This window comes from Spirosoma knui (assembly GCF_054780635.1).
In genome coordinates, this window is record NZ_BAAGVY010000001.1 from 902,920 (window position 1) to 920,866 (window position 17,947).

Below are 17,947 nucleotides of genomic sequence, written 5' to 3' on the forward strand. Positions count from 1 at the left end.
GTTAAGCAGTTTATGTAAAAATACAAAGAGTATTTATTGCATAAATCGAAATGTATTAAGGAAAAAATTAAGATTATTATGGGGATATTTATATCTATAAACAAGCTAAATAGCTGTAAACTAAGAGTTTGCATAAATTATTATGTAGAAAAAGTAAAATTACTTACACGTAAATTAGGGTAGTATATAATAGTTAATAATACTTAGTTTATAAAGTTTATTGGACAGATATAGTTGAATTCGACCATGCATACAAATTTCTATTTCTTACGTCAGCTTGCTCCGAAATTAGCCGATCAGATCAACGGTTTGCGGTTCATGGAATGCTATAGTCAAGACCGCGACGAAGTTATTCTGGTGTTTGCGCAGGCAAAAGGGAAGGTTAATTACTATAAACCATTCTATGTAAAAGCTAGTCTTAGACCTGACTTTTCGGGATTGGTTTTCCCTGAATCGACACGCAGGGCGCGAACCAACAGCGTCGATTTGTTTGGTGATGTTATTGGCGAGAGCGAGAAAGAACCCCTGGTAATTGGAACGCGATCCTTTGTGAATGAGCGTTGTCTGGCAATCCTGCTGGAAAATGAGTTTACGCTCGTGTTCAAGTTTTTTGGAAACCGACCTAACCTACTGGCTTTTCAGGGAGAACACGTGGTTGACATGTTCAACCATAAGCTGGCGACCGACGAGGAGTTAACACTCAGTAGTTTCGACCGCCCGATCGACCAGTCTTATCAGGCGTTTGAGCAGGCTAATTTCGACCATCGGCTACTCTTTCCAACGTTCGGTAAGGTTGTAAATCAGTGGCTGAATGAAAAGGGGCTGGATAAGCCATTGTCGGGACCAGACAAATGGGCGATTATTCAAAAAACGCTTGCTCAATTAGAACAACCGAATTTTTACCTGACTCGAGTCGACCATAAACCCGCCCTGAGTTTGCTGCCAGTGGGCGAAGTGCAGCGGGAATTCCAGGATCCTCTTGAAGCGGCCAACCGATTTTATACCGCCTTTTCAGGACTCAGTACGTTTGAACAGGAGAAAGCAAACTTATTGCGGCTCATTGAAAAACGACGAAAAAAGGCGCTGGCTCAGATTGAGGCTACCATGCAGCGACTCATTAGCCGTGAGGAGGGAGCAAGTCACGAAGAAATGGGGCATATCCTGATGGCTAACCTTCATGATATTGCCGAAAGCCCCGGCGCAAAATCGCCCGAACGGCTAACTCTGTATGACTTCTACCGCGATGAGCCGATCACCCTCAAGCTAAAACCAGATTTAAGCCCTCAGAAGAACGCCGAAAACTTTTATCGTAAAGCCAAAAATGAAAAGCTGGAAGAGGAACATCTTACCAATCAGGTAGCCCTTCGCGAGGCCGATCTTACCCGATTGGCGCAGCACAAGACAGAAATTGAGGCCATTCAAACGCTCAAGGAATTACGACGTTACGTAAAACAACAGGCTTTAGTTGGCGAGCGGGATAGTCTGTTGACAGGAGAAAGTACAAATGAACTGTTCAAGGAGGTAGCTGTAGACCAGTTCCGGATTCTGATTGGACGTAATGCGAAGAACAATGACTTACTAACCCAGAAATACGCTTACAAGGATGACTTATGGCTTCACGCTCGTGACGTGGCTGGATCGCACGTCATCATTAAATACCAGGCTGGTAAACCGTTCCCGAAGAACGTAATCGGACGGGCCGCCGAGTTGGCTGCCTGGTATTCGAAGCGACGTACCGACAGCTTATGTCCGGTTACCGTAACACCAAAGAAGTTTGTCCGAAAACCAAAAGGGCTCGCCGAAGGGCAGGTAATCGTTGAAAAGGAAGATGTGGTGATGGTGGTGCCCCGAGGTGAATAAAAAAGGCCCGCCTAGTTGCTAGGCGGGCCTTTTTTTAGGAGGTAAACGTTTACTGGTCGACTACCATAGAAAGCTGAGCCATCATCAACCGGTTCATATCACGCCAAGTATGATCCCAAGAGTTCTCGATTAAAAATGAATCAATGGATGACCAGTTGGTTGGGTGCTTTTTACGGAGTGCCAGCTCGATAGCCGTTTCAAAAGCCTGGGCAGTATCGGCAATCTGCACGAAATCTTCGGTTCCGTAGGTACGTACTACATCGCGGATTGGCGTTGAGACAACGGGCAGGCCAGCGGCCAGGTATTCCGGTGTCTTCGTGGGGCTAATGAAACGAGTAGAGTCATTCAGGGCGAAGGGCAACATCGCTACGTCCCAATTACTGAAATACGTAGGTAGGTCTTTGTAGGACTTCATACCCAGGTAGTGAATGTTTGCCCCCTTGGGTAACAGCGCCTGATTTATTTTTACAATCGGGCCGAGCAACACAAACTGCCATTCGGGACGACGCTGCGCCAATTGACCCAGCAGTTCATAATCGAATCGTTCATCGATAACACCACTGAAACCGATTCGTGGATTGGGTAGCTGGCGTTGATCAACCGGATCAGGTTGCGGGCGCCGTGCCGCCGAAAAATGGGTAAAATCAATACTGCTTGGAAACGCGAAAACTTTCGGATGCCGCGTTTGCTTCGCTTCGTACAAACTATATCCACCCGTAAAGACCAGTTCAGCCTGCTTCATCAGCGTTTTTTCCTGCTCTAGCAATTGAGGTGGGGCGCCCCAGAAAGCCGACAGCTCATCCATGCAGTCATAAATGGTAAGCTTAGGACGAAGGTGGTTGCTAAAGAGCAGAGCCATAGGAGTATAATACCAGGCAATAAACTCCGTGATTTGCTCACCCTGTATGAACTCATCCAGTAGTTGACGCTGTAGAACCAAGGCATCTTCCGGACTGGTGCCTTGCGGCAGATGAGGTACCAAAACCGTTAATCGATCGGTCTGGCGGCAAACGTTCATCCGCTTATTACCATCGTAGATTGGCTCTTCAATAAACCAAACCCGGTAATTTTTAGTAGCCCGTTCGAGCAGGTGCTGCGGACGCTGATAAACAAAATTCCAACGTAAATGAGAGAAACAAATTAAGTCACGGACCTCACCAAATGGTAGTGGCACGGCAGCTGTTACCGTATTAGCTGGCCGATTTGCGTTTTGTGTAACAGCGATTGAATCTGGTGTTGAGTCCGTTATTTTCATATATTTTAGGAGAGGCTTAAACGAAGCAAGTTCGGATAGATCCTGTACTTCTACTTCGGCATGTTCTTCAACAAGAACATAGCCCCCTCTAAAATGTTAAAGCGCAAAATGATAAGTTAGCAAATGGCCCTGCCCTTTATTGCATCGGTAAATGTAAAACAAAGGTAGCCCCTTCGCCTTCGCGGCTCACCGCCGTAATGTGGCCGCCGTGAATATCAATGACTTTCTTGCAGATTGCCAGTCCCATGCCCGTACCGGTATAATGCATCCGGCCATGAAGGCGCTGGAAAATGGTAAAAATGCGGTCGAGGTATCGCTCGTCAAATCCTATGCCATTGTCCTGAATTTCAATACGTGCGTAACGCCGACCGGCTTGTGACGAATCAGTGTTTAAGAGACAGAGCGGCAATTCCTGAGAAGCTGCAACCCGGCCGCGGGCGGTTATCTGAGGCAGTGCCGATTGGTCGATTCGGTTGGGGCGCTGAAACTTTAAGGCGTTGCTAATCAGGTTCTGGAACAACTGACGTAGCAGCGACGCATCGCCCCAGATGGCAGGTAAACTTTCGAGCCGAATAGTTGCCCGCTGATCCTGAATGGTTATCTCCAAGTCATCGACGATCGAGGCAATGAGGTGGTTTAAATCAACCAGACCGAACGATTCTGTATTACCCGACAAACGCGAGAAGGCGAGTAAGTCCTGCACTAAAGAGCGCATTCGATTGGCCGAACGCTGCATCCGGCGAATCAGGTCAGCGGCTGATTCGCTCATACCGTCGGCAAACTGATCGTTCAGAACGTCGCCAAACGAAACGATCTTGCGGAGCGGCTCCTGCAAATCGTGACTGGCTACGTAAGCGAACTGCTCCAGATTCTGATTTGAGCGGTGCAACTCCTGCACGGTTGTCTCTAGCTGTTGCTGCACCTGCCGCTGGGCAGTAATGTCTTGAATTGTAGCCACAAAGCCGTCATTCAGGCGCGTGAGCGTAATGTCGAGCCAACGGCCCAGAGCCGCCACAAACTCATCGAAATGAATGGGTTCGCCGGTGTCGAGCAGATGTTGGAGACGCTGAATCCGCAACGGGCCGATCGGGTAAATGGCCATGAGCGTAGTAGCGGAGAAGAAAGCCGCATCTCGCCCGGTCATGGTTTCAAACACGCGGTTAACCAGCGAAATATGGAAGTCAACCAATGCGCTTTGGCCATCCCGAATGGCTTCGAAAACCACAATGGCGTTAGGCGACGAGTTAAGTACGCCGTTCAGAAGCGCAGTTTGCCGGGAGACCCGACGGGCGGCTAAATGTAGATCGCTGGTTTCGGTATAGGATAACAACAGCCCATCTTTTCCAAACGACGATGCGGACTGGACGATCCAGATGTCGCGTTTATCAAGGGTGTACTGATGCTCGAACCGGTGGGTTTCTCCAGTCTCTACAACGTTGATATAAGTTTCCCATAACGAACTATGCTGTATGACTGGGAAAAAATCGGTTAAAAGCCCACCGATTAAATTCGTATGATTTGCCTTAGCCTGGATTGTGTCGCGGAGAGCAACCTGATTGACAAATCGATAGCGGAAATTGATGATTTGTTGGGCATCATCTCGAACAGCTTCTAATCCTACCAGGCCGTTCACGGAATAGTTCAGCGTTTGCTGCCACAACTGGGCCTGTTCCTCAAGGGTAAGATTGTCGGTATAAGACGTATCGAGACTTACTGGCCCAGGCGGGGAGCCAAGTAATACATTATTCATAAAAGTTACGGTCGAAGTATGGTGTTTACGTATAAGAACAACTAGGAGATTGCTCTATTTCGTATATATTTTTAACGAAAGATAGTTAAAAAAACTACCGAGTAATAAAGAAATTAGACACAGTTTAGTAAACGGCTTTAGGGGAAATAGCAATGATTTATTTATGCAATCGGTTGCTAGTTAGTTTGTTGAGAAATTGGTAACAGGCTATATTACCATTGGTCCAACAGTGACTGTGCCGTTGTTTAGAAGGAAAAGTCGTCTTGTGAAAATGGTAAACCTGTAAAAGCCGACAGGAGTAAGTTTAGAAGTAGCCACGAAAGCAGAAAATGCGTTTTAGAACAAGCCGAAATCAACGAATTTAGCCTGTATAGTTACTACGTTAACCGCCTTCTGCGTGTGTCTGAATCGCGAACCCGATAGCCGTTAACGGATCAATACTGGCTTACTAACTAACCCATCCGGTGTTTCAACAGTCAGGGTGTATCGACCGGCGGCTAGTCCTCTTAAACTGAGGGTCTGCGTATGATCGCCCGCCGAAAGGTTCGTTCCTTGCTGCGTGCGTACGCGTTGGCCCAATAAGTTGCTGAGCGATAAGGTAACAGGTCCGGCAAGAGACGTAGTGAAATCGACCTGTAACAATTCCGCAGCCGGATTAGGATAAATGCGTAGGCGTGCGGCATCTGGCTCGTCAGTCGACGTAACAACACTGCTCGTTTCGGTCGCTTTCAAAATCCAGTTATTCGGGTCAATGGTGATACCGGTTACCGGGCCTCGTGTAGGTATGGCAAACGTCTGATCAATGCTGTTACTGGACACCGTCACGGTAGTATCGCCCGCGGCCGATTGCACCCGAAGCTGCACGGGCATGGTAAACGAAGTAGGATTGCTGGCTACCGTATTGCGTTGCTGCAATCGTACTGTCACGGAGCTGCCCGTGCTGGGTGAATACGAAACCCGGTACGTAGGATACCCTTCTCCATACGTCCATTGCTTAAAGAAGTAATCCAGATTTTGCCCCGACACTTGCTGAACAACGGCCTGGAAGTCTTCAGTTACCGCCGTTTGATACGCAACGGTTGGCGTAGCTGCATAGGTACGTAGTATGCGAAAGAACGTACTGTCACCGACTATCCCACGTAGCATGTGTAGTACAGTAGCGCCTTTGGCATACGTGCGGTTACCATTGAACACATTGCTTTCGTTGGAAATATCCTGCACGACCAGCGTACCCTGAGCGTTCCGGGCCTGGCTAAGGAAGCTCTGCATGGTGGCGAGGTAATTCGCTCGCCCTCCCGTCGACTCGGCATACAGTGCTTCAGCGTAGGATGCGAAGCCCTCATTGAGCCAGATGTGCTGCCAGTCGCGGCAGGTTATTTTATCACCAAACCACTGATGAGCCAGTTCATGGGCGATGATGCTTGGGCTGAACGCACCCATCGACGATATCGTCTGATGTTCCATACCGCCACCCCAGCCGAACTGAGCATGACCATACTTCTCCCGAAGAAAGGGGTAAGGGCCAAACAAAGTCGAGAAAAGCTGCAACATATCTGTAGTCCGGTTCAGGTTCGGCTGAACACTGAGCAGCGTTTCCGGATAGATGTAATGCGTCACTGGCATTATCTGCCCCTGATACGTAAATGGTGTATCGTACCGCTCATAATTGGCCATCGCCAGCGAAATCAGGTACTGCGCAATAGGATAACTGTTTCGCCAGCGATACGTACGGGTGCCGTCGGGGTTGTCAACTGTTGCGGCTAACACGCCGTTGGATACTGAAACAAACTGGCGGTCGGCAGTGATGCTTACTGAGGAAGAGTCTGCCTTGTCGGCGGGCGTGTCCTTACAGGGAAACCAGTCCGGCGCACCATACGGCTCACTCAGGCTCCAGATTGCGGGTGCATTAGCCGGACCGTGGGCCGAAAAGGCAAAGCTGCCAAACCCGCGTTGACTGGCCGGGTTTCCCTGGTAATAGACAACCAGCGTGAGCGCCTGACCTGCGTTTAGCGGTTGTGACGGCGTAATGACAATGCGGTCGGTAGCCCGGCTGAACGTTAGCTTGCGCCCTTCGCTTTTGACAGAGTCGACCGTTAACTGCGGCCGAAGATCCAGAAAGAACTGGCTTACATTAGCCGCCGTACTCTTTAGGTTGATCGTGGCCGCACCCTGTAAATAGTTGGGGGCGTACGTAATACGTAGGTCAAGGCCGTAATACGTAACATCAATGGTAGGGTCGCCGGGGTACGCAACCCTGGCTTTGGAGTTAGTAGCCAATCGACCGAAGTAACGCACTTTTCCCGCCTGACAAGCCTCGCTGCCGGTCGTGAATTCCTGAGCGCTGGAAAGAATAGGAAGAAAGAAGAACAGAAGGTAAACAAGGCGCATATCGTTGACTACTGGGTGCTGACAGTACCACAGAACAACGTCCGAAATCCGGAAAAGTTATTTGCCTTCGGGGAGTTGTTTTGGCTGGCTGGCAGCGGCTTCTGCTTGCGCTTTGGCGGTTTCCAACCGGCGCTGATCGGCTTCGGGTAACTGGAGCTGCCAGCCCATCGAACTCGCCAGTTGGTACATCATGTATTGAATCTGATTGTTGGCAATTTTGGGCAGATCACTTTGCATGGCCCGTTCGTTCATCGCCTGCTTAGCCTCATCCAGAATCTGCGTATAATCGGCCCCGCTGAAATGATTCAGGATACCCGCCTGGATGTCGTAAAATTTGTAATCCGTATCGATCGATAAAACCTCAGGTTCGGGAAAGGATTCAATGATCAGTTTCTTCTCGCCTTTAGCGGGCGTATGGAAACGTACTTTAGCAAAATCAAAACCGACCAGAACCTTTGACTTTGCGATCACCATCGCCTTCTTGGGGTCGCTGAACACGTACAGAATCTTTCGCTGATCCTGATAATTATAAATCTCGGAAAAGTAGCCTTCCGCCATTACCACTTTGAACACCTTTTCAATACGTTCGAGCAGCAGGACGGATTCCCGGCGTACGTCCTGAACCCCCGAGCGGCTACGGAGTACGTTTGACAAGGCGACCCCCGAGCCTGCGCCCACAATAAGGAGTAAAAGAGTAGTAAAAAAGTCCATCGAGCGCAAAGCTATACTAAAAATGTACAGTGTATAACGAGCACAAGCCCATCATATACTGTACATTTTCCAAAGGAGAGTGGTGCTTAAAACTTACTTTGCGTAAGCCACCGCTCGCATTTCCCGAATCACTGTAACTTTGATCTGACCCGGATACTGCATTTCTTTCTCGATTTTCTGCGAGATTTCGTACGATAAAACTCCGGCCCGTTCGTCGGATACGTGATCCGCATCGACCATGATGCGCAGCTCACGACCGGCCTGAATTGCGTAGCATTTGGTGACGCCGGGGAAGTTGCTGGCCAGCTCTTCCAGTTCCTTGAGTCGCTTAATGTACGACTCCATCATTTCCCGACGGGCACCCGGCCGCGACCCTGATACGGCGTCACAAACCTGAATGATGGGCGAGATCATGCTCGTCATCTCGATTTCGTCGTGGTGAGCGCCAATTGCGTTGATGACTTCTGGATTTTCCTTGTATTTCTTGGCCAGCTCCATGCCCAAAATGGCGTGGGGCAACTCGGCTTCTTCGGGCCAGACCTTACCAATGTCGTGGAGCAGACCCGCCCGTTTCGCCAGTTTCGCATTGAGCCCCAGCTCAGCCGCCATAGTAGCGCAAAGCTTAGCTACTTCACGAGAGTGTTGCAATAGGTTCTGGCCATAACTCGACCGGAAACGCATCCGGCCTACCATTTTGATTAGCTCAGGGTGCAGGCCATGAATTCCCAGATCAATCACCGTACGTTCGCCGATTTCGACAATCTCGTCTTCGATGTTCTTGCGGGTTTTCGCCACAATCTCTTCAATCCGAGCTGGGTGGATACGACCATCCTGCACGAGCCGGTGCAACGAAAGTCGGGCGATTTCGCGCCGAACGGGATCAAATCCTGAAATGATGATGGCTTCGGGCGTATCATCGACTATGATTTCAACGCCAGTAGCCGCTTCCAGGGCCCGAATGTTACGTCCCTCACGACCGATGACTTTGCCTTTAACGTCGTCGGATTCGATGTTGAATATAGATACGCAGTTTTCGATGGCGTGTTCAGTCGCCGTCCGCTGAATGGTTTCGATGACTACCTTTTTGGCTTCTTTGGTGGCCGTCAGTTTCGCTTCTTCAACGATGTTTTTGATGTAGGACGACGCCCTTGATTCGGCCTCGGCTTTGAGCGTATCGATGAGCTGCTCACGCGCCTGATCCGCCGACAGACCCGCAATTTTCTCGAGTTGAGCCACCTGATCTGCCAGCATCCGGTCGGCTTCTTGCTGCCGACGATCGACCTCTTCCCGCCGTTTGTTCAGCGCATCTGTCTGCTGGGATAAGCTGTTTTTTTGCTGAGCCAGTTCGTTGCGTTGCTGGTTCAGTTCCTGTTCCCGCGTACGTTGCTGATCGGCCTGCTGGCTCAGTTGCTGCTCACGCTGCTTAAGTTTATTCTCGTTCTGTTGAAGCAGATTTCGCTTCTGATTGGACGTTTCTTCAAAATCCGCTTTCAGCTTGAGGTACTTTTCTTTGGCCTCAAGTATCCGATCTTTTTTTATGGTCTCGGCCTGAAGCTCGGCGTTCTTCAAGATAAGAGCAGCTTGCTCCTGTGCTTCGTTCAGGCGTTTGCTATTGACGCGCGCCAGCAGTTTCCTGCCGACAAATATGCCGATGCCGATCATGACAATATTATCAAGAAAGAGCATCAGCCAGCTAGATGTGTTCATTGGACTGATATCGTTAGGGTTGAACAAATAAGTCAATAACCTGTCACGATACGAGTGCCCGAACAGCAACTCGGGTATTTCGGGGTAGCCCGCCGTTTTCGATTTATGTTGTAATGGTCGGCGTAACGACCTGATCTAATTGAGTTATTTTGTCAAACACCAGTTGTTGTAATCGTTGCACTTGTCGTTCTCCTCTGAGCTTAGTGACCAGACAATCGAAGGCTATCCTTGCCAGGGCATCCTGCGTATCGTGGATTTCCATATCCCGGTATCGTTTCAGTTCCTCCTGAACCAGCTTGGCGGCTTCGCGCACCACAGCTTCCGACTCTGGCTCTACATATAATTTGTAAGTCCGGTCGGCGATTTTTACGCGAATTGGCAGTTCTTCCATCGCTACTGTCGGCTCAGCTGGGACTAAAGCCCCGGAGCCAATTTGGGTTTATGACAAACTACTCAAATGAGCAATACACCGTTCTATTTCCCGGATATACTCGTCGAGTTGTTGTTTTAATTCGGCATTCGTATCTGTTCCAGACAGATTGTTATTGACAATAATACCAAAATCTATTGACTTCGGCATCTTTTTTTCAGAATTGCTTTGTTTTTTCTGTAACTGTTTAGCCTGCGTTTGTTGTTCCTTTATCTGCTCTTGCAAGACGGTATTTTGGCGCTCAAGCTGTTCGATTCGTTTTTTGGCGTCGTCGCAAACGCCCTTCAGCAACCCGATTTTACGCTCAAGTTGCTCGATTACCGCAATGATTTGATGCTCGCTTGCCACGCTTAGTCTGACTAAAAGAGCAGCCGAACGAATACGTGACCAGCGCAGGTCCTGTTTTGTTCGCTCGTCTACCCTTTATTTTCGGATTACGGCCCCTAACTCACGCTCGAATGCAGCCATGAGCCGTTGCATAGTTTTGTCAATGGTCGCGTCATTCAGCGTCTGAGTGGAGTCCTGCAGGGTGAAACTTACCGAGTAGGCCTTTTTACCAGCGCCCAAATTCTCGCCCTCATATACATCGAACGCATTTACGGAGCGCAGCAATTTCCGTTCCGTTTGTTGCGCCAGCTTGCTGATTTGCTCAAATGTAACAGTTTTATCGATGACCAGTGACAGGTCGCGCCGTACATCCGGGAAGCGGGAAACTTCTTCGTATCGGGCTTTGCTTGTTGTCAGTTTTAGCAGAGCCGCCCAATCGAAATCAGCGTAGAACACAGGCTGTTTCAGATCGACCAGCTTGGTCAATTTTGGCTGAACCAGGCCTAAGCTGACCAGGGGCTTCTTGTTGACCAAATACGTCAAGCCGTACTGGAAGATAGCCGGGTCAGCGGGCTGGGTATCAACTTGTTTGATGCGGAACAAATTGAGCACGCGCTGTACCGCAGTGGCCAGATCATGATATGCAAGCGGCTGACCTTTCTGCAGCCAGCTTTCGGCCTGCTGATTACCGACCATCGCGAGTCCTAACCGCATCCGCTCAACATATTTTGAGGAGCCATCTTCCTGACTAAGCTTGTGATAAACCTTACCAAACTCGAATGTTTTCAGATCTTTCTGGCGTCGGTTCAGGTTGTATACCAGCGTTTCGAGCGCCGAGAAGAGCAACGTCTGCCGCATAACGGACAAATCGTCGCTGAGCGGATTCAACAACGTTACGTCCGATCCCGGTAGGGTAGACCGAATGGCATCGTTATAAGCCGGACGAGTAAGCGATAAAGTCAGAATTTCATAAAAGCCGGTGGCCGCTAATAGTTGACCAACGCGACTTTGCCACTGGTTGGGGTCAGTCTTAGGAAATTCAGAAAGGGAATCGGCCGACAGTACCGGCGATAAGGGAACATTGTCGAGGCCATAAATGCGCAGGATTTCTTCAACAACATCTGCTTCACGGGTTACGTCAACCCGGTAGGGCGGTACAACGGCTACAAACTGTTCGTCGGTGCGCTCTTCTGCGGTGATGTCCAGGGCTTCCAGAATCCGGTGAATCTCGGTCTGGTCAATCTGAATACCAATGAGTCGGTCGATGTTGCGGTAACGTACCGGCACCCGGAACGGCTCAACCGGTGTCGGGTATAAATCGGTAATGTCGGAGGTGATTACACCTCCGGCTATTTCTTGAATTAGCAAAGCCGCTCGTTTGAGAGCAAACACCGGCATGTTGGGATCGGTGCCACGCTCGAACCGGAACGAAGCATCAGTCTTCAGGCCGTGGTGCTGTGCGGTTTTGCGAACCGATGTAGCCGAAAAATAGGCCGATTCCAGGAAGATGCGGATTGTTTGGGACGTAACGCCTGAGTTCTGACCCCCGAAAACGCCCGCAATGCACATGGGTTTCTCCGCATCGCAGATCATAAGATCGGTAGCGGTTAATTTTCGTTCAACGCCATCGAGCGTAACGAAGGGAGTGCCTTCGGGCAGCGTTTTCACGATCACCTGACCACCGGCAATCTTATCGCCGTCGAACGCGTGGAGCGGCTGGCCCAGATCGTGGCAAACGAAATTCGTTACGTCAACAACATTGTTGATCGGATTCAGGCCGATGCTTAACAACCGTTGTTTCAGCCAGTCGGGCGATTCGCCAACGGTCAGGCCACTAATGGTCAAACCTGTATAACGCGGGCAAGCTGCCAGATCTTCGACCCGCACGTCGAGCGTGAAACTGGTATCGTTTACCGTAAACGCGTCGACGGAAGGTAGCCGCAATGGACGGTTAAGCGCGGCTTTCAGGTCGCGGGCCGTGCCCAGGTGCGAAGCCGCATCGATACGGTTCGGCGTCAGGCCGATAGCAATCTGGTAGTCAGCTTCCAGGTTGAAATACCGGGCGGCTGGTGTGCCGTTCGGTAAGTCGGTATCTAAAACCAGGATACCCGCGTGAGACGATCCCAAACCGATCTCATCTTCGGCGCAGATCATCCCCTCAGAAGCGTATCCCCGAATCTTGGCTTTCTTTATTTGAAAGGGTTGGGCGGCACCCCCCTCGCCCGAGGAGGGATGCAACGTAGCACCCACCAACGCAACCACAACCTTCTGACCAGCAGCCACGTTGGGCGCTCCACAGACAATAGGCAGGGGGTGGTCGGTGCCAACGTCAACGGTGGTTAAACTCAATTTATCGGCGTCCGGGTGTTTGGTGCATGTCAGCACTTCGCCAATGACGACGCCTTCTAGCCCCCCTGGAATCGCTTCAACTTTTTCGATGCCTTCGACTTCTAAGCCCGTTCCGGTCAGGCGTTTGCCCACCTCCTCCGGCGATTCGGGTAACTCAATGAACTCTTGTAACCATTTATAGGAAATTTCCATACAGCGTCAATGCGATAAATGCCGCAAAGATAGCAGGCCGTGAGCAGTTGGCAGTTGACGCCGGACAGAAAAGTAGCGGATCGTGGCTTTAATCGTGGGCTACGTAACGTTCCCCCGCCTTAATCGCGATTGGAAGTGTGTTTTCGGCAGGAGGAATAGGACAGGCATAAGAGGGGTTGTAAGCGCAATACGGATTATAGGCTGCATTGAAATCCAGCACAACATGATTGTCCGTTAACTGGTCTGGAGCCAGTTCTAGGTAGCGCCCTCCACCATAAGTTTCCTTGGTCGACGTCGCATCCCGGAAGAGAACGGAATATGTATTGCCTAGTTTTACGATTAATAAGCGACACGCTTTGTCCTGCAGACTGAACACCGCATGGGCATATTTCGTGTATACTTCCTCGCTACCATCGCTCATGCGCACCACCAACTTCTGCGTTTTATCGGCGAACGGTTCCAACCGGGCGACGACACGATAAGAAGGGTCGGGGGTGAAGTAACTGAGTCCTTTGAACGCGGTCTTGTCGGTGATCGGTGATTCGCCACTGGTCCGCAGAAATTTATCTTTTTCGGCTCGGTCAGCCACAACCTGCTGTCGATACGTCTCCGGCTCAACCGGGTCGGCTAAGCCATTCGCCGATGTCATATTGCCGCCGTCGTAAAACACGTAATACAGGACGGTCAGTGTCAGCAGGAACAGACCGGTCAGAAAAAATCTATTTCGTAACATATACGTAATAAGGAATCTAGTAAACCGTAAATCAACGAAAAGCTACTTCAGAACACAACAGCCCGCGTATTCTTAGCATTATCTGAAACAACTCATTTATTTACCATAGAGCGGTTCCTGCATTGATTTCTTTTTTAATAATTTTAGAGCAGAATTACTTAGTTACATCTACTAAGAAAAATCTCCTCTGCTTATGGCCCACCTCTACGAGCTTAAAACATTTTCATCCGATACTGGCAATTTAACGGTTTTTGAAAACATTATACCGGGCGTTATTCAACGCGTTTTTTACATCTATAAAGCCGGGCAGGCCGCCCGCGCGGGTCATCGACATCATAAAGCTTGGAACGCTTTAATCTGTTTGAATGGCACCTGTAGGGTTTACGTAGACAACGGAACCGAAGAAACTACGTATCACTTGAGCAGCCCTGATCAATGCCTGGTGTTAAAACCTGAGGATTGGCACACGATGGACCGCTTTTCGGAAGATGCGATTCTGCTCGTTGTTTCAAATGAACTGTACGATAAAAACGATTACATCTACGAACCATATCCCAACAGCCTCCCAACCAGTAAGACGGACCTCCGTACGCTGACTAGTTTGCTGCCGCTCGTAGCAGCCGCAATATGATTCCTTTTCTTGACCTCAAACGAGTCAATGAACCCTACGAATCGGCAATTCGGGAAGCTATCGAAGGTGTTGTGCAGTCGGGCTGGTACGTGCTGGGCCGTGAAGTAGAACGGTTTGAAGCGCAATTCGCGCACTACTGCGGAGTCGATCATTGTATTGGGGTAGCGAACGGGTTAGACGCGCTGACGCTGGTACTGAGGGCCTGGGACTTTCCAGCAGGGAGCGAAATTCTTGTTCCTTCCAACACCTACATTGCTTCCGTGCTGAGCATCACGCAGGCGGGTTTAACGCCCGTCTTTGTGGAGCCGGATCCAGCGACGTATGTACTTGATCATGAGTGTATAGAACAAGCCATTACGTCGCGTACGAAAGCGATTCTGCCGGTGCATTTGTATGGCCGCTGCTGCGACATGGAGCCAATTAACGCAATTGCCCAAGCTTACGATCTGAAGGTGCTGGAAGACGCGGCTCAGGCGCATGGCGCTACGTATAGGGGAAAGCGGTCGGGGAGTCTTGGGGATGCTGCGGGCTGGAGTTTTTACCCGAGTAAGAACCTGGGGGCGCTCGGTGATGCAGGCGCTATCACAACCAATGATCAGGCCCTAGCCGAGCGGCTCCGGGCGTTGCGAAACTATGGGTCAGCGCAAAAATACCGGAATCGGTACGCTGGGGTGAATAGCCGTTTAGATGAGGTTCAGGCCGCAATTCTTTCGGCTAAACTACAGGGTCTGGATGGAGCAAACGAACGTCGTCGGCAGATAGTCGGCCGATACATAGCCGGGATTAAAAACCCCGCTATTACGTTACCGCCGACGGATCAACTGGAACAGGACGGCTGGCATCTGTTTGTAATTCGTCACCCGGAGCGCGATGCATTTCGGACATATATGGGCGATCAGGGTATTAGTACCGACGTTCATTATCCCATTCCGCTCCATCACCAGCAGGCGTATGCTCACTATCGGCATCTATCGCTGCCCATTGCGGAGCAGTTGCATCGCGAGGTCGTCAGTTTGCCCCTGAATACGGTGCTGACTGACGCCGACGTCGATTACATCATCCAAATGATCAATCAGATGCCTAAGGGCTGACTGGTTGATGCTTAACACTGTTAGTTTGTTCGTTATGTACGTATCGGTCGTTATTCCCGTCTTCAACAGTGAGCAGACTGTTGGCCCTCTGGTCGAGCGGTTGCAGCAGTGTTTAACGGGGCTTGCCTTCGAGGTTATTCTGGTGAACGACGGAAGCAGCGACCAGTCCGAACGGATCTGCGAGCAACTGGCGCAGACGTACCAGACTGTGCAGGCCGTTTTGTTACGTCGAAATTTTGGTGAATTCAACGCGGTTTTATGCGGTCTTAACTACGTGCAAGGTGACTATGCTGTTATTATCGACGATGACTTTCAGAACCCACCCGAAGCCATTTTGACGCTTGTGGAAGCGGCCGAAGCCGGGCAATACGATGTCGTGTATAGCCGGTACGCCGAAAAACGACACCACTGGTTCCGGAATCTGGGCAGTTGGCTGGTCAACGTCTTGACAACGTATTCGCTCGGAAAACCCCGGAATCTTTACCTGTCAAGTTTTAAGCTCATCCGGCGGGAAGTGGTTGCCGAGGTTATAAAATATACGGGGCCTTACCCGTACATTGATGGACTTCTGTTCCGGGTGACCCGTAACGTAGGCAGCGTGGATGTTCCGCATAACGTCCGTTCTGCCGGGCGCTCCACTTATACGGTGCGTAAACTGATTGCTTTGTTTTTAAACGTATTTATCGGCTATTCGCTCTGGCCAATCCGGGTATTCACTGTGTTAGGGGCTGTCCTGTTCGGGTTTGGCCTGGTCGGCGGAATCGGGCTGCTGATCGGCGCGTTATCTCTGGTTTTTTTGGTGCCCGGCTGGATGATTATCGTGTGGAGCATTGTAACCGGGTTGGGCCTCCAGATGCTGTTTCTAGGTATACTGGGTGAGTACCTGGGTAAATTATTCATGGCCCACAGCGGACTTCCACCTTACGTGATCAAGAAACAGGTGAAGCAGCGTACCGTTACGTTACCAGTCTGCCTGTTCCTACCCATCCTGGCCGTTTTGCTGCCTTCTTCGTTATGATTGGCCGTTTTGACGAATACCAAAAAATGTTTCGGCTAGAGGGCCAGTTGTGGTGGTATCGCAATTTGCACGAACGAGTCGAAGCGGCACTTTGTAACTATTTTCCTGATTGCCACGACATAGCCTTGTTGGACGCTGGCTGCGGAACCGGGGGCTTACTGCAGTTTCTAACGCAGAAGGGGTACACCAATTTGCGCGGGATTGATGGTTCAGCGGATGCCGTTACGTTCTGTCAGGAACGCGGTTTTGAGGCTGACCTGGTCGACCTGAACCATCTGAGTGAGTTCGAGCCGAGAACCCAATACGACGCCATTGTTTGTAATGATGTGTTCTGTTATTTTCTGGGTTCGGAGTTGGAGCGGTTACTGAACGAACTGGCCCGGCGCTTAAAACCCGGTGGGGTACTCATCAGTAATAACAACGCATTTCGGATTTTTAAGGGGCAGCACGATCTGGCCGTTGGTATTAAACGTCGGTTTACTCGTCCTGATTTTGAGTCATTATTGCCAAAGGCAGGGCTCTATATTCGATACGCTACGTATTGGAGCTTTATTTTATCACCGGTTATTCTCGTCATGCGGCAATGGCAAAACCTTCAGCTTCGACTGGGATGGCGCGCCCCTGAAGCGGCTCAGTCGGATGTGTATTTACCGGCGGCCTGGTTGAATGAAATGTTGTATTGGATCGTTAAGGCCGAACAAAAGCTGCTGACCCGAACCCCCTTTGGAAGTTCACTGTTTATAGTAGTCGTTGGGCATAGCTAGGTGGATAACGGATTCGTGTCAACTCCGGGCTGATTACGTCGATCAACGGCTAACCATTACTGATTCATAACATGTTTACTGGAATTGTAGAGACCACCGGTCGGGTGGCCGCGATTACTCCCGAAGGAACCAACCTTACGTTCAGCGTCGAATCGTCGCTGGCACCCGAATTAACGATCGATCAAAGTGTTAGCCATAACGGGGTGTGCTTAACCGTGACCAGCGTGTCGGACGGAAGCTATACCGTAACGGCCGTTGACGAAACCCTCCGGAAAACAAATCTGGGCAAAATAAAGGTAGGCGACCGCGTTAACCTGGAACGGTGCATGCCCGCCAATGGTCGCTTTGATGGCCATATTGTGCAGGGGCACGTCGACCAGACGGGTGTATGTACCAGCGTACAGGACATGGACGGCAGCTGGCTGTTCGATTTTTCGTACGATCCGAATGAAGCTGATAATGTTACCGTCGAAAAAGGCTCAATTTGTATTAATGGAGTGAGTTTAACCGTTTTTAATTCGCAGCCCGACAGCTTCCGGGTAACCATTATCCCGTATACCTACGAGCACACGAGCTTCCGTGAGCTACAAGTCGGCGATGTCGTTAACCTCGAATTTGATATTGTCGGGAAGTATATTAAAAAAATGCTGACCGGGTATCGGTCAACGATGGATAGTTCTGTTACTTTGTAGGTGGTGTAGAAAGGGCAGCGAGTAACTACGATGAACTTGCCGCGCGTTT

Annotated in this window: 15 protein-coding genes; 6 read left to right on the plus strand and 9 right to left on the minus strand. The window is 50.1% G+C overall.

What is annotated here, in order from left to right; all coding sequences use genetic code 11:
- Positions 1 to 246 precede the first annotated feature (246 nt).
- Complete coding sequence (locus ACYVIY_RS03650) at positions 247 to 1,860, plus strand: NFACT RNA binding domain-containing protein (protein ID WP_460974913.1); 1,614 nt, start codon at positions 247 to 249, stop codon at positions 1,858 to 1,860.
- A 49-nt stretch (positions 1,861 to 1,909) separates the two neighbouring features.
- Here the strand turns inward: ACYVIY_RS03650 and ACYVIY_RS03655 are convergent, their stop codons facing one another.
- The 9 genes from ACYVIY_RS03655 to ACYVIY_RS03695 form a co-directional block, all read right to left on the minus strand.
- Complete coding sequence (locus ACYVIY_RS03655) at positions 1,910 to 3,115, minus strand: glycosyltransferase family 1 protein (protein WP_460974915.1); 1,206 nt, start codon at positions 3,113 to 3,115, stop codon at positions 1,910 to 1,912.
- Positions 3,116 to 3,251: 136 nt separating this feature from the next.
- Positions 3,252 to 4,865 carry a sensor histidine kinase gene (locus tag ACYVIY_RS03660; protein ID WP_460974916.1) on the minus strand — a complete coding sequence of 538 codons (1,614 nt, stop codon included), beginning with the start codon at positions 4,863 to 4,865 and terminating at the stop codon, positions 3,252 to 3,254.
- Between the two features lie 426 nt (positions 4,866 to 5,291).
- Positions 5,292 to 7,253, minus strand: coding sequence for a M1 family aminopeptidase (locus ACYVIY_RS03665; RefSeq protein WP_460974917.1), 1,962 nt, complete (start codon positions 7,251 to 7,253; stop codon positions 5,292 to 5,294).
- A gap of 57 nt (positions 7,254 to 7,310) precedes the next feature.
- Positions 7,311 to 7,964, minus strand: a complete 654-nt coding sequence (locus ACYVIY_RS03670; protein WP_460974918.1) for a DUF4230 domain-containing protein — start codon at positions 7,962 to 7,964, stop codon at positions 7,311 to 7,313.
- A gap of 93 nt (positions 7,965 to 8,057) precedes the next feature.
- A complete protein-coding gene (rny, locus tag ACYVIY_RS03675) occupies positions 8,058 to 9,671 on the minus strand; it encodes a ribonuclease Y (RefSeq protein ID WP_460974919.1) in 1,614 nt (537 codons plus the stop codon).
- A gap of 103 nt (positions 9,672 to 9,774) precedes the next feature.
- Positions 9,775 to 10,062 (minus strand): cell division protein ZapA, encoded by a 288-nt coding sequence (locus tag ACYVIY_RS03680; protein WP_460974920.1) that lies wholly within the window; start codon positions 10,060 to 10,062, stop codon positions 9,775 to 9,777.
- 48 nt (positions 10,063 to 10,110) lie between these two features.
- A complete protein-coding gene (locus ACYVIY_RS03685; protein WP_460974921.1) occupies positions 10,111 to 10,449 on the minus strand; it encodes a hypothetical protein in 339 nt (112 codons plus the stop codon).
- A gap of 75 nt (positions 10,450 to 10,524) precedes the next feature.
- Positions 10,525 to 12,969, minus strand: a complete 2,445-nt coding sequence (gene pheT, locus ACYVIY_RS03690) for a phenylalanine--tRNA ligase subunit beta (RefSeq protein WP_460974922.1) — start codon at positions 12,967 to 12,969, stop codon at positions 10,525 to 10,527.
- A gap of 88 nt (positions 12,970 to 13,057) precedes the next feature.
- Positions 13,058 to 13,702: a DUF1684 domain-containing protein gene (locus ACYVIY_RS03695; RefSeq protein ID WP_460974923.1), complete on the minus strand. Its 645-nt coding sequence runs from the start codon at positions 13,700 to 13,702 to the stop codon at positions 13,058 to 13,060.
- Positions 13,703 to 13,895: 193 nt separating this feature from the next.
- On the opposite strand from ACYVIY_RS03695, the gene ACYVIY_RS03700 reads away from it, so the two are divergent.
- The 5 genes from ACYVIY_RS03700 to ACYVIY_RS03720 all read left to right on the plus strand — a co-directional run bounded on the left by ACYVIY_RS03700 (position 13,896) and on the right by ACYVIY_RS03720 (position 17,898).
- A complete protein-coding gene (locus tag ACYVIY_RS03700; protein WP_460974924.1) occupies positions 13,896 to 14,333 on the plus strand; it encodes a sugar 3,4-ketoisomerase in 438 nt (145 codons plus the stop codon).
- A complete protein-coding gene (locus ACYVIY_RS03705) occupies positions 14,330 to 15,424 on the plus strand; it encodes a DegT/DnrJ/EryC1/StrS family aminotransferase (RefSeq protein ID WP_460974925.1) in 1,095 nt (364 codons plus the stop codon). The genes ACYVIY_RS03700 and ACYVIY_RS03705 overlap by 4 nt, the downstream gene beginning before the upstream one ends.
- Before the next feature lie 34 nt (positions 15,425 to 15,458).
- Positions 15,459 to 16,442 carry a glycosyltransferase family 2 protein gene (locus ACYVIY_RS03710; RefSeq protein ID WP_460975145.1) on the plus strand — a complete coding sequence of 328 codons (984 nt, stop codon included), beginning with the start codon at positions 15,459 to 15,461 and terminating at the stop codon, positions 16,440 to 16,442.
- Positions 16,439 to 17,206: a class I SAM-dependent DNA methyltransferase gene (locus ACYVIY_RS03715; RefSeq protein WP_460974926.1), complete on the plus strand. Its 768-nt coding sequence runs from the start codon at positions 16,439 to 16,441 to the stop codon at positions 17,204 to 17,206. The genes ACYVIY_RS03710 and ACYVIY_RS03715 overlap by 4 nt, the downstream gene beginning before the upstream one ends.
- A gap of 71 nt (positions 17,207 to 17,277) precedes the next feature.
- Complete coding sequence (locus ACYVIY_RS03720) at positions 17,278 to 17,898, plus strand: riboflavin synthase (protein WP_460974927.1); 621 nt, start codon at positions 17,278 to 17,280, stop codon at positions 17,896 to 17,898.
- The last annotated feature ends 49 nt before the right edge of the window (positions 17,899 to 17,947 follow it).